The following is a 12,736-nucleotide window of genomic DNA, read 5'->3' on the forward strand; positions in this document are numbered from 1 at the left end:
ATTTGATGGTTCTATTGGTTGGTTTTGGTATGTCCTGTCTTATCTTCGTTTCGTTTTTCCGGGACTTAAAGCAATAATCAGGGAGAAAAATTGGTTACTATTACTCTTACTAATAATAATCTTGATTCTAAAGATGATAAGGTGACAATTAACCTGAATACAGGAGTATGTTTTTTTTCTGATAAACGAGAAATGCCTCTGTTCCAATTTATGAAGCAGGTGGATTTTGTTCATCCCTTATTATCAGAACCTTTTACACCATCATCTAATTATGTTTTTCATTATGAGTACAATAACATCAGAGAATTATTCTATTCAGCTATTTTTGTTTATAAAACACTATTGCACGTAGATAATCCCAAACTTTGTGTGTTTAAAATAAATCAATCCATGAACTATGATTACAAAAAGCTGCCTGAGGGATTGTATTTTTCTGTTGATGGAACTAAATCAGCCACGGAGTTCATTTCTATCAATCAACTCAATAGTATTGTCAGCACATTACTAAGAGGCACATATGAGTACTCAGAAGATTTAATTATTAATGATACATTTACTATTGATGAGCTACCTGAATCAGTAAATGGGGACTTATTTTATCCTAGTGAAGAACCATTCTTCGAAATTTTTGAAAATCCAGCAGATTTATCCAGATTTGAATTACGCTATATCAATCCAATAATTGGATTTGGTGTCTTTAGTAAAACTCTCATAAGGAATGAGGAGGTGCTGGGAATATATTCTGGGATGAAACGAGTCAATCTTCCATCGAGCTTCAATTTTGCATACAAATCGGATGAGGACAGTTTGAACATGATTCTGGATGCAAGAAGCATGGGTAATATTACACGATTTATTAATCATGCGCCAAATACTGATAATAATACAGTATCTGCTGGTACTTCAGATCGACTTTTTGCCAATTCAAAAAGCAGTATTTATTATTTCAACGGTTTATCCTTTATCGTATATTTTGCAACAAGGGATATCATGCCCGGAGAACAAATTCTTGTTGATTATGGATCTTTGTATTTTAAAGAGTATTCTCCAATCAGATTTAAAAAAAATGGGCGACCTTTAAAAATAAAAGGTTTTAATAAAATGTCAAAAAAAAGATTAGCACATCTAAGAATAATGGCTAATTATGGCGTTCAAAAAGCACAAAGATACCTTCAAATAAGATTGTTTCTCATTATTTCATTTATTTGTGTACTGATGGCTAGCCTTCATTTATTCATTGTCTAATTGAACTTAGTTAAACAAAGTGGCGTATATTTCAATTCTTCTTATAAATTGATTCGTATCTATTCTCAATACTCCTTTACAGTACACATTATTTTCGAATCTGAATACTTTGATGGATTTTGAATAAAGTACAAAGTCCTGGCTGGTTTCAATAGTTGCAATACACCCTAACGTATTATCTACTCGTTAATATTCACTTAATATCCTGCGTTTATAATCGCAGAAAAATTAATAAGGTTCGCTTTGTATTAGCTTAGAGGAGTATTTTCTTATGTCCGTAGCTCGCATTGAACGGTTGTTAAAAGAAAGTTTAAATCATTTGATACCTGTCCCTCGACCTGAAATTAAGTATACAGTACAGGCTCCTCTTAGTAAGCGATTGCGTCGTTTTGATAATACCAGGATTATTGTTCCTGATTTAAATATGTCGGGTGTTTATATTAATACAAATGAAAGTGGGGTTATGGATACCGCAGTTGCTCTAGCTAAGTTTCCTAAGATTAAACAAGGGTGTCATATTGGTTTTTCTGGTTGGCATAATTTTGATATTATGGCCCAAAGAAGGTCTTCAATTGCCTTGATTTGCGATTTAAATCCAGAAAATGCCCTTTTTCTATCTACAGCATTAAAATATGTTTGTGCTTGCAGTGATAGATTTCAATTTATAGAGGAATTCACCAAATTTGTTAAAAAACACAATTATATTGGCTTGCGATCTAATCAAGATAGAGACCCATGGATGGGGGTTGTCAGCCCCTTGAGCATTAAATTCTGTTTCAATGTTGTTGATGAATATCCATACACTGATCATTATTCAGTTATCGAGGAGGTTGATCTGGAACTATATAGAGAGACCAGTTGGCTTTATACCGATGAGCGCTATGAATATATTAAAAAACTGGCGTTAATGGATAAAATCGCATTAATTACAGAAAATATTTGCTCTTCTGACGTATTTCGCCATATTGTACAGATACTTCATTTTAATACGATACAAATTGATACTGTATATCTCAGCAATATTGCTGAGTGGATAGATGATAAAAAAGATCGCGATTTATTTCTTGAGACGATTCAATCTTTTTCCACTGATATCGAGACCATCCTTATTGATGGACGAGTTGATTTATTGAGTGATAGCCGCGCTCCCAGGCAACGCTGTATAAGTTTTGGAGAGTTAAATAAAAGAAATTTAAGTGATTGGTTTTTCCAGCCTGAAGAGAAGGCTATTGAACCTGAAATTGTTAGTGCTGATTGTGCGGAGAGGATTACCCGCATGCCTCTATGATGATTTTATGAGAGTAGCTGTGGTGTTGAGTTGTACACTTTAAATTGTTCAGCATTGATAGGTGTTCAAGAATAGTGAGTTTATTGAGGTATCTGTCTATTTAGCCAATCAGAAATGTATTGACTGGTCTCTTCAATCACCTGGACTGCTTGTGTGTATAGTTGATTGAATAATTCACGTTCCCCTGATTTCCAATACCTCTCAACATATTGGCAGGCAAATTTCATACGTGTGGTTCCCAGATACATTGCACCACTCTTAATTTTATGTGCTATTCGTTCTACTAAAGGATAATCCTGATGTTCAAATGCAGTTTTAATACGGTTTAAATCATCGGGAATTTGTTTTGAGGTCATTAAAGTTAATAACTCGAGTAATATGGATTCGTTACCGCAATTTTTAATAGCCAGTTCTTTATCAAATAAGGGGAATTGGTCCAGCTGAAATAACTCATTATCGTGATTTGGCAAATCCTGTCTCTCTTTTGTTTTATTGATGAATTGACATTCTGTTTTGCAGGAATGAATGTTTTAATTATATCAGTAACTTGTGTCTTTGTGAGAGGCTTTGTTATGATTTTATACATTATTGGTGTTGAACTTGTATTTTTGTAACTCTCTTTAACATGGAGTAAAGATTTGAACTATATAAAATTGATTGTTGGCCTGTTGTTTATTTCGTTCATGTTTCCTATTCAGGCTCAAAAAAATCCTGATGAAACTGATTGTCGACCTGATCCGGATTTTGCTTCGCCACAATATATCATTGGTTACGGCTCATTAATGCAGGAGCATTCAAAGCAGGATGAAGGGGCTGAAGTAGGAGAGAATACCCCTGTTTATCTTGCAGGGTTTGAGCGAGGATGGATAGAGCATAGCGGTGATACTCGGTTTGGTACTACTTATTTAGGAGTCAAGTCAAAACCCGGAGCTAGAATAAATGCGGTAATTTTTCAATTAAACAATCCAAAGGATCTTCTGAAATATGATGCAAGAGAGGACAGTTATTGCAGGGTGAGTGTACCAAGGAATTCAATCCAGTCGCTTATCAGTGATGAACTACCTCAGGGGCAGTATTGGATCTACACAACATTAGCCAGGGACGCTTTGCCTTCTTCAAAGTACCCGTTGGTTCAATCTTATATTGATATCTTCTTATCCGGGTGCTTTGAGCTTGAAAATAAATATCATCTTCAACATTTTGCAAAAGAATGCATTACAAAAACGACAAATTGGTCGGGTTATTGGGTAAACGACAGAGTGTATCCAAGAACAGCCGCGGACAATATTCCCTATGCACGTGAGATTGATTCTTTGATAGCGGAAACACTGCCGCATTATTATAATCAAATCAAAATTGAATAAATTGGGGCTAAAAATTAAGCTTGGTTTTTTTATGGTCTGATTATTTTAAACGCTCTATTTCTTCACTAAACCGCTCTATTTCTTCTTCAGTATTATAATAATGCACTGATGCACGAAGGAGAGCGGATAAATTTCTCCCTGCCATATCCAGGCGGGTATATTCCAATAATGAAACAGAGGTATTGATTTTGAGGGATGACAAATAATTCTGCACTTCCTGCGCTGATTTTGTACTATGGGTAAAGGTAACTATGCCGCATTGATGAGATCCTAAATCATGCAGTTGAATACCCGGGATGGAGGCTAGCTTCGATCTTAATAAAGCGGCTAAATCTAAAATTCGCTGCCAGCAAAGGTTAATATCCAGATTTAAAGCATAATCAATTGCAGCAGTGAGTCCTATTTTTCCCGCGATGTATTGTTCCCAGGTTTCAAATCTTTGCGCATTTTTGAGGATTTCGTATGAGTTATTATTAAGCCATTTTGCTGAATGTAAATCCAGAAAGGGCGGATCACAGCGATCAATAATCTGGGTTCCAGCATATAGAAAGCCAGTTCCCCTTGGGCCTCTTAAATATTTTCGTCCGGTGGCGCAAAGAAAGTCGCAACCTAGAGTTTTTACATCAATGGGCATTTGACCAATGGATTGGGTTGTGTCAAGCAGATACGGTATGTTGTATTTCCTGGCAATAGTTCCAATAAGTTCAGCGGGATTAATCAATCCACCGTTAGTAGGAACATGGGTTATTGCAATAAGTTTCACTTTATCGTCTATTTTGGATTCCAATTGAGTAACGTCTAATTGACCCATATCATCATTGGGTATCACATCGATAATTACCCCTGTGGTTTGGGCTTTATGCAATAAAGCAATATAATTGCTGGCGTATTCACAAACGGCCGTCAGAATCCGGTCTCCTTTTTTTAAACGCAGGCTATAAAACGCCATATCCCAGGCCCGCGTCGCATTTTCCATAAAGGCAATTTCATCAGTACTGCAATTAATTAATTGAGCAGCGCTTTTATAAAAATTATTGATTTCAGGCTCTGCTAAATGAGCGGCTTCATAACCACCTATGTTTGCTTCAAGATCGAGATGTTTTTTAACGGCTTCCATTACCGATAAGGTCGGTAGAGACGCCCCGGCATTATTAAAATGAAGAACATTCTGACATCCTGGTGTGTCATTTCTGAGTTGGTTTATATTTAACGTCATAAATGATTTCTATCTTAAGTAATTTATATAATTTTAGAATAGTTGCTATAATTTGTCAGTTACAGCAACTATTGAACAGTTCGAAAATGATTGAACAATAGGGATGTTATATATAACTGAACCGGAAGCTGTTAAATGTTCAATTGATTTATAATCAGCCAATGACCTGAAATTTATCTGACATATCACCTGCATATTCTGGATGATTGACCAAATCCAGTTTTTTAATTGTGTTTTGGTTCAGATCAAATTGATCCAAACGCACAGAGATTAAATTTTGGTTTTCAGAGGATTGGAAGTAATAAATTTTGTTAGTTAAGTCTGAAACCACACGCCAAATGGTTACGGATGTATTTTTAGTAGAGTAAGGATAAGCCACATTATTAAGTATACCCAATATCCCAGCCAATTCTTTTCTGGTTGAGGTGTACTCCGGTAAGGCTTGGGAATAGAAGTGTGCGCGAACAAATCGATGCTTGGAACTTGTAGTACCAGGTAGAGGCTTGGTTCCACCAAATACTTTGTATTGAGTTAAATTATACAACTGTTTTTCATAAGATGGATCATTGGTTACTGTAGTATTAGCCCGATCATGATAGATGTGTATTATCCCATTGATAGACTCGAAAATCGCGGAATCACCTGAAGCATCATCCAGAACCAGATGTAATTTTCCCCACTGTTTCGTAGTTGGATGAAAGTATGGGGTTATCTGCATTGGATTCGATTGGGTAAATTGAACTGCATCTTCTACACTTTTAAAGTTATCAAGATAGTATTGCAACCATTGGGTAATCGATAAACCGGGTTTTGACTGATCACGAATACCGTAATCGGTTTCCTCCAGCCAAAGAACATGAGCAGCAAGCCCCATTTCATTAAACCCATCTGTAGTGAAATCTTCATATCCAGTAGCGACGATACTTCCATATTTGGAACTCCATGACATCCAGTTGTTTTCGCTACTACTTTCTGGATCACGTCCGGAACGACTGACATTTTTGGGGTAAACTATCAAATTAGTACCCATGTCCTCATTCCAGTCCATGCTACGACCTACCATAACTGCATTATTTTTATCCGCAACAAGAACGCGGGTACATGCAACTGCTGAAGTAATGTATGACGATAGAAACGAACAAAGTGTTAATAACCAAAATCCTTTTATTATTTTAATGGACATGCTCTTCCCCTGTATTAATTATCTTCCCAGATAATAATTGAGTATTTTATTTTGATTGGACCCCGTTTGAGTATCTTATGAGTGAATTATTAAATCAATAATAAGAACTATTATTAAATAATTAATTGGGTTTACGTTGTTGGTTTGTAAGAGTTTTAATATGAGTGGATTGCAATAAAATTTATTATGTTACTTTGTATTAATGAACCTATTGGAATAACTTTTGAACTATCATGTTTTTTTATAATAATCCTGTCATTGATAATCTGCTTCGTGCAATTCAGGAAATTAATATAGAAAATGTGCGTTCAATAATCTTGGAAGCGCAAAACAAAAAAATGATCTTATTGTGCATATTAATAAAATAGTCACTTTGTTGCATTGGGCGGTGCTTAAATGCCATGAATCTACACAGGTTGAAGCGTTACCCGGGATTGTTGAGAATTGATTTTTATTACGTCCACATGTTCTAATGTTTTTAGAAATTTGAGATGCAGCGGGAAATAAAAATTAAGGATAAAGAATGGTCTATTGGGTAAAATGGTTTCGCATTTTTATCATTCTTCTAATTTTGCCCTCATGTTCTGCAAAATTTATGGGTAATGACCGTGTTTATAAAAAAAATAAAAATAACCTGCGAATTGTAACTTATAATATTAACTGGGGTGAAAGTACCTGGCCGATTACTTCTCCTCAGAAAACGGCAGATGCAATAAAACTACTTGATGGGGACATTGTTTTATTGCAGGAAGCAACGTCTTTTTGGCAAAATTATTTTCAAGAATACCTGTCTGAACTTTATCCCTATCAATTATTTAAACCCAAAGATGATGGTGGCGGGCTTGCTGTATTGACCAAGTACCCTGTAAGTAATCAAGAATACACTCATTCGGCCATAGGCTGGCATCCGGGTTGGATCTTTGATGTTGCTAGTCCTTATGGACTGTTGCAAATTGCAAACCTCCATTTAACGCCCCCATTAATCAGTAAGGACAACTTGAATTTTAATTTGAGTGCGTACTTTTCAACTCCTGGTATCAGGGAGCAGGAAATGGAGTTTTATTATCAATTCATCCGTCCCAGTGTACCTACTGTGATTGCAGGTGATTTTAATGAGGGTGATCATGGATTAGTTACCCAGTTTCTCAATCAGCATGGATTTACTGATGTACAATTTAAACAGGGAAGGAAGAAAAGTACATGGCGGTGGAGTTTTGGTCTGTTTACGGTACAACAACAATTAGATCATATATTTTACGATCACTCCTTTGTTGAGACCAATGCACAAGTTTATTATGCTGGTGATTCGGATCATTATCCACTTGCAGTGGATTTAAAGCGGGTCACGTAACACAATAAGACAGTACTTAAGCAAATCTTCATGTTTGAGGTAAAAGGACTCTTTAAATTGTATCTGAAATTTCATCATCCTGAACGCAGAGAAGGAGCTCCAAGAGCAGGCATCATGCCCGTTTCAGGAGATCGCTCACTGCGTTCTATATGACTTAATTTGAAATTTAATGGTTAATTTGAAACTCCAATAGGGTAAAGAAACCGCTCCAGTACTTTGTCCAATGGTGATCATAATAATCATTATTTTTAACACGTTTTAAAAGCTCTCCATTCTCTACTTTAAACAGTGGTGCGGTTTGATTTAACTGGTCAATTGAAGCATAGTCTGGAAATAAGCTCATTTCTGGATAATTGTCGGGTATTACTCCCGTCATAAACGTAGTATAAACGCCATCGGCTGATCGTTGCATGGCATCAAGAAGTACCGCTCTTTGCAATTCAGCTTCCGGCTTGTATAAATTCGCATCACCATAAGCTATCCAACTAGTACCTTCAGCATTCACCACGTTTAAACCATGCAGGTTGTCCTCATTATGCATCAAGTTGGCAATGAGAAGATTTAATGATGCCGGTAAGTGGATTTTGTCGGATATTGCGCGTCGTGGTGTTCTCATATGACCTGCAGAGAACGAGTCGGTGAGGTAATGATTGGCAAATGCATTTTGTGCATAGGCCAGAGCGAGTAATTGCTCAGCCTCCTCCGGTTGTCCGGCTTCTTTTTTTGCAAATCCTTTCAACGCAGTTTCCAATGCATATCTGTGGCCTGTTTTATAGGCAATTAAGGAATCAGGTGCAAAATGATCATAATTGACCTCCGCCAGTTTGATATAGGTACCAAATGGAATGAATGAACTAATAACAGATCCGCCGCAGGTCAGTTTATTTAGTTTCTTGGTAATGGCCACATCTTCTTTATCATAAAAATCCCAATCACTTTGTCCTGTCTGGCGAGATAATTCAAGCTTTTTTTCGATATCATTCATGTAGTTACCAATATTAGCAGCCTGATTTACTGGATTAGAACAACGCTTATCCTTTAATGTTCCTTTGATTCCCAAGGCTTCAAATTGAGCCTGAAAACAGGAAAGTCTATCTTTTTCGGCACAACTGGAAATGGTTTTGTTCGGATCTCCAAACATATCGCCCGCATACATTACAATTTCTCCATAACTTAGCTTTAACCCATTTGGCAGGGTTAACTTTATTATCTCATCAGATGAATTTGTTGAAGAGAACTGTAATCGCACAAGGTCTCCTAAATTTTTGTGCTCCAGACTGGCAAAGCCAGGCCCATAGTGTTCCATAAGCTGTGTAGGAGTTTTAGGTGTTAAATACATGTTATTAGAGGCATTATTAGCATGAATCTGTACAGCAACTAACAATGACAAAGGTAAAGCTCGTGTGATATTCTTCAACATTATGCATTCCCTTGATTAAGATGTTAACTTTATGAACATTTATTTCATGTTTTGCATCCATGCAGCATATTAATAAATAGCACAATATTTGTATAATGTGATAATTAAATGAGATTATTTCCATGAAAAGAGTTAAATCCAGGCCAGATCCCACCCCTCAAAGAGCGCACATTGTTAATTTAAGTCATGATGGAAAGGGGGTAGCACGTATTGATGGTAAGGCTACTTTTATTCCTGGTGCACTGCCAGACGAGCAAGTTGAATTTCAATATACGCGGGTAAAAAAAGATTTTGATGAGGGACGGTTAATCTCAATTATTGAACCATCTCCTTTACGTGTTGAGCCTAAATGCCCTCATTATCAATTATGTGGAGGCTGTTCTTTACAGCATATGAGCGAACAAGAACAAATTCATTTTAAACAGGATCAGTTATTGGACTTATTAACCCGATTTGGGCATACCAGTGCTCAAACAATATTGCCTCCATTAACCAGCACTCACTGGAATTACAGAAATAAAGCACGCCTGAGTGTTCGTTTTGTTGAAAAGAAACAGTCTGCGCTAGTTGGGTTCAGAGAGCGTAACAATCCGAGATACATCACTGAAATTAGTCAATGCCCAGTATTACATGCCAAGCTGCATGCGGATATTATACCTTTGAGGAATTTAATTGATTCAATGGAGGATAAACATTCCATCGCTCAAATTGAAGTTGCAGCTGGAGATACTGAAATAGCATTGATTTTTCGCAATTTGTCTCCCTTAAACCCCAGTGACGAACTGAAGATCCAACAGTTCGCGGAACGCCATCATTATAAAATATTTCTGCAACCCGGTGGTCCGGATACTGTATATTGTTATTATCCAGAACAGGCCAGTGAGTATTTAACCTATCAATTGCCTGAATATGACATTAGTTTTCAATTTCATCCGACCGATTTTACTCAGGTCAATGCGGAATTGAATAGAAAGATGGTGACCCTGGCATTACAGCTTATGGATCTGAAAAGTTCTGATAAAGTGCTAGACTTATTTTGTGGGTTAGGTAATTTTTCCTTACCTATGGCAAAATTCTGTTCGAAGGTTATTGGTGTTGAAGGCAGTAAAACCATGGTTGATCGCGCTTATATGAATGCCAAGGCGAATGGCCTGTCCAATGTGGAATTTTATGCGGCAAATTTAGACGATATCATGGAAGTCAATAATCTGACGCACCAGTCAGTAAACAAAATACTGATTGATCCTCCTCGTTCGGGTGCTTTGGAAATAGTAAAACAGATTGATTCCATTAATCCCGAGCGTATTGTTTATGTATCATGTAATCCCGTAACATTAGCCAGAGATACCGATGTACTTGTAAATCAAAAAGGCTATGTATTGATTAAAGCAGGTGTGATGGACATGTTTCCGCATACTGCGCATGTTGAATCTATAGCCTTGTTTGAAAAAGGATAAATTTCATGGTTAGAGTAAAAGATACTACGCCACTGTTATCAGATGGAAGCATTGACGTTGAAATGTGGCTGCATCAGCTTAGTTCCAAAGGGTATTTGGAAGATCTTGAACTCATTCGTAATGCCTGTACTTTAAGTCAACTTGCTGGTCAGGATCACGGTACAGAAACAGGGCAGTCTTGTCTTCAGCAAGGTCTGTCTATGGCTGATTTACTTGCAGATCTAGAAGTAGATCAAGAAACACTTGCTGCGGCAATAATATTTGAAAACGTTCATTATTCTGATTTATCAAATGACGATGTTGAAGAGCAATTAGGCCATAACATAGCAAAATTGGTCAAGGGCATTGAAAAGATGGGCGCCATGAATAATTTTCAGGCCCTGAATAAATACCCGCAAAATAAAAATCAGATCGATAATATTCGAAAAATGCTGTTGGCCATGGTTGATGATGTACGGGTTGTACTGATTAAACTCGCGGAGCGTTTATGTGTTTTACGAACTGCGGGTCATTTATCGGAAGTTGTACGCAAACAGCTTGCAACAGAAGCCATGGAAATCTACGCCCCCCTTGCCAACCGGTTGGGTATAGGAGCCATAAAATGGGAAATGGAAGATCTGGCATTTCGCTATCTGCATCCTGATGAGTATAAAGCCATAGCAAAGGGGCTTAAAGCCAAACGGCTGGATAGAGATAATTTTGTTAATATGATTGTGGAACAACTGAATACTCAAATTAAAGCTACTGGCGCCCATCATTTCGCAGTTTATGGGCGATCCAAACACATTCATAGCATCTATAAAAAAATGCAGAGGAAAAACGTATCTCTTGATGAGATTTATGATGCGACGGCTGTTCGTGTTTTAGTCGATTCTGAAGCCCAATGTTATGAAGTTCTGGGAATGGTACATACTTTGTGGAAGCAAATTCCAGCCGAATTTGATGATTATATTTTCAATCCTAAACCCAACGGTTATCAATCCCTGCATACTGCGGTTGAAGGACCAGAAGGTCGAGTTTTTGAGGTACAAATCAGAACCTTTCACATGCATGATTTGGCTGAAATGGGGGTTGCTGCACATTGGAAATATAAAGAAGGCAGCGTTCAACAAAAAGAAAGTCATGAGAGAAAAATTGAATGGCTTCGCGATGTATTGGCTTGGCATCAGGAAATGGCTGCCAACAAAGGGGTTTCAGAACATATTGCTACTGAGTTTCTTGAAGACAGGGTTTATGTATTCACTCCGGACGGGGATGTTCTTGATTTGCAGCAAGGAGTAACTCCATTGGATTTTGCATATCATGTTCATAGTGATTTGGGTCACCGATGTCGAGGTGCTAAAATCAATGGACATATTGTCCCTTTGACTTATCAGCTGAAAACTGGTGACAAAGTCGAAGTATTGACCGGCAAGGAAATCAAACCCTCAAGGGACTGGATAAATCCTCATCTTAATTATTTAAAAACAGCCAGAGCAAAAGCAAAAGTACTGCACTGGTTCAAAATGCAGGATTATGATGACAATGTGCTGGATGGTCGTGAGTTGTTAGATAAGGAATTGAAATCCCTTGGCATAAAATCAGATAAACTTAATGAGGTGGCAATTGCCCTCAATTATAAAAAAACAGATGATCTCTACGCCAGCCTTGGTCGGGGCGATATTAAGATAGGGCAAATTGTCAATCGATTAGCCCCTCCTGAGGCCTCGGAACACAATATTATTAAATTTGCCAAACAGCAACATAAGCCCGAAGTAACAGGAAGTGATTTACGTATAGAAGGTGTTGGTAATCTGCTGACCTTTATGGCTCGATGCTGTCAACCGGTGCCGGGTGATGAGGTTATTGGTTATATTACTATAGGACGTGGAGTCTCCATTCATCGTCAGGATTGTCCTAATATTATTCATGCTAGCGAGAAGCAGAAACAAAGATTCTTACAAGTGAGCTGGGGAACTTCTACTCGTGAAAATTATGTTGTTGATGTGTTGATTAAAGCCTTTGATCGATCAGAATTATTGAAGGATGTTACCTCATTGCTCTCTAACGAAAAAGCGCATGTTTATTCTTTGCAAACTAGTACAAATAAACACGAAAACATGGCTTATATAACTTTGACAGTGGAAATTGATGGGTTAAACAGTTTATCAAGGCTATTGGCTAAGCTGGAGCAAATACCTAATGTTTTGGAGGCCAGGCGTCAGTTGTAGGA

The 12,736-nt window shown here is 37.4% G+C and carries 11 protein-coding genes; 7 read left to right on the forward strand and 4 right to left on the reverse strand.

Translation table 11 applies throughout. The annotated features are described in order from the left end of the window. Positions 1–90: 90 nt before the first annotated feature. The gene (locus Lqua_RS05220; RefSeq protein ID WP_058473230.1) at positions 91–1,245 is read left to right on the forward strand and encodes an SET domain-containing protein-lysine N-methyltransferase; all 1,155 of its coding nucleotides are present in this window, start codon (positions 91–93) and stop codon (positions 1,243–1,245) included. Positions 1,246–1,516: 271 nt separating this feature from the next. Then, the gene (locus tag Lqua_RS05225) at positions 1,517–2,533 is read left to right on the forward strand and encodes an LIC_10091 family protein (RefSeq protein WP_058473231.1); all 1,017 of its coding nucleotides are present in this window, start codon (positions 1,517–1,519) and stop codon (positions 2,531–2,533) included. 80 nt (positions 2,534–2,613) lie between these two features. Here Lqua_RS05225 and Lqua_RS05230 read toward each other — a convergent pair whose 3' ends face one another. Then, the gene (locus Lqua_RS05230) at positions 2,614–3,003 is read right to left on the reverse strand and encodes an Hpt domain-containing protein (protein WP_058473232.1); all 390 of its coding nucleotides are present in this window, start codon (positions 3,001–3,003) and stop codon (positions 2,614–2,616) included. Positions 3,004–3,171: 168 nt separating this feature from the next. Here Lqua_RS05230 and Lqua_RS05235 point away from each other — a divergent pair, with 168 nt between their 5' ends. Beyond that, a complete protein-coding gene (locus Lqua_RS05235) occupies positions 3,172–3,897 on the forward strand; it encodes a hypothetical protein (RefSeq protein WP_058473233.1) in 726 nt (241 codons plus the stop codon). Between the two features lie 40 nt (positions 3,898–3,937). Here Lqua_RS05235 and Lqua_RS05240 read toward each other — a convergent pair whose 3' ends face one another. Next, positions 3,938–5,113 (reverse strand): aminotransferase class V-fold PLP-dependent enzyme, encoded by a 1,176-nt coding sequence (locus Lqua_RS05240; protein WP_058473234.1) that lies wholly within the window; start codon positions 5,111–5,113, stop codon positions 3,938–3,940. 154 nt (positions 5,114–5,267) lie between these two features. Continuing rightward, positions 5,268–6,296 (reverse strand): linear amide C-N hydrolase, encoded by a 1,029-nt coding sequence (locus tag Lqua_RS05245; protein ID WP_058473235.1) that lies wholly within the window; start codon positions 6,294–6,296, stop codon positions 5,268–5,270. A gap of 523 nt (positions 6,297–6,819) precedes the next feature. Here Lqua_RS05245 and Lqua_RS05250 point away from each other — a divergent pair. After that, positions 6,820–7,647, forward strand: coding sequence for an endonuclease/exonuclease/phosphatase family protein (locus Lqua_RS05250; protein WP_058473236.1), 828 nt, complete (start codon positions 6,820–6,822; stop codon positions 7,645–7,647). Between the two features lie 30 nt (positions 7,648–7,677). After that, positions 7,678–7,800, forward strand: a complete 123-nt coding sequence (locus tag Lqua_RS18880; protein ID WP_274519352.1) for a hypothetical protein — start codon at positions 7,678–7,680, stop codon at positions 7,798–7,800. Positions 7,801–7,813: 13 nt separating this feature from the next. Here Lqua_RS18880 and Lqua_RS05255 read toward each other — a convergent pair whose 3' ends face one another. After that, the gene (locus tag Lqua_RS05255) at positions 7,814–9,067 is read right to left on the reverse strand and encodes a hypothetical protein (protein WP_058473237.1); all 1,254 of its coding nucleotides are present in this window, start codon (positions 9,065–9,067) and stop codon (positions 7,814–7,816) included. Positions 9,068–9,189: 122 nt separating this feature from the next. On the opposite strand from Lqua_RS05255, the gene rlmD reads away from it, so the two are divergent. Both rlmD and relA read left to right on the forward strand, forming a co-directional pair. Continuing rightward, the gene (gene rlmD, locus Lqua_RS05260; protein ID WP_058473238.1) at positions 9,190–10,524 is read left to right on the forward strand and encodes a 23S rRNA (uracil(1939)-C(5))-methyltransferase RlmD; all 1,335 of its coding nucleotides are present in this window, start codon (positions 9,190–9,192) and stop codon (positions 10,522–10,524) included. Positions 10,525–10,529: 5 nt separating this feature from the next. Next, on the forward strand, positions 10,530–12,734 hold the full coding sequence (gene relA / locus Lqua_RS05265) for a GTP diphosphokinase (RefSeq protein ID WP_058473239.1): 2,205 nt from the start codon (positions 10,530–10,532) through the stop codon (positions 12,732–12,734). Positions 12,735–12,736: the final 2 nt, after the last annotated feature.

The organism is Legionella quateirensis, from assembly GCF_001467955.1.
In the GTDB taxonomy this organism is placed as follows: Bacteria; Pseudomonadota; Gammaproteobacteria; order Legionellales; family Legionellaceae; genus Legionella; species Legionella quateirensis.

Coding starts and splice junctions, on each gene's coding strand:
- Lqua_RS05255 (WP_058473237.1), bottom strand. CDS start 9,067: ATGTTGAAGAATATCACACGAGCTTTACCTTTGTCATTGTTAGTTGCT.
- Lqua_RS18880 (WP_274519352.1), top strand. CDS start 7,678: ATGTTTGAGGTAAAAGGACTCTTTAAATTGTATCTGAAATTTCATCAT.
- Lqua_RS05250 (WP_058473236.1), top strand. CDS start 6,820: ATGGTCTATTGGGTAAAATGGTTTCGCATTTTTATCATTCTTCTAATT.
- Lqua_RS05225 (WP_058473231.1), top strand. CDS start 1,517: ATGTCCGTAGCTCGCATTGAACGGTTGTTAAAAGAAAGTTTAAATCAT.
- relA (WP_058473239.1), top strand. CDS start 10,530: ATGGTTAGAGTAAAAGATACTACGCCACTGTTATCAGATGGAAGCATT.
- rlmD (WP_058473238.1), top strand. CDS start 9,190: ATGAAAAGAGTTAAATCCAGGCCAGATCCCACCCCTCAAAGAGCGCAC.
- Lqua_RS05240 (WP_058473234.1), bottom strand. CDS start 5,113: ATGACGTTAAATATAAACCAACTCAGAAATGACACACCAGGATGTCAG.
- Lqua_RS05245 (WP_058473235.1), bottom strand. CDS start 6,296: ATGTCCATTAAAATAATAAAAGGATTTTGGTTATTAACACTTTGTTCG.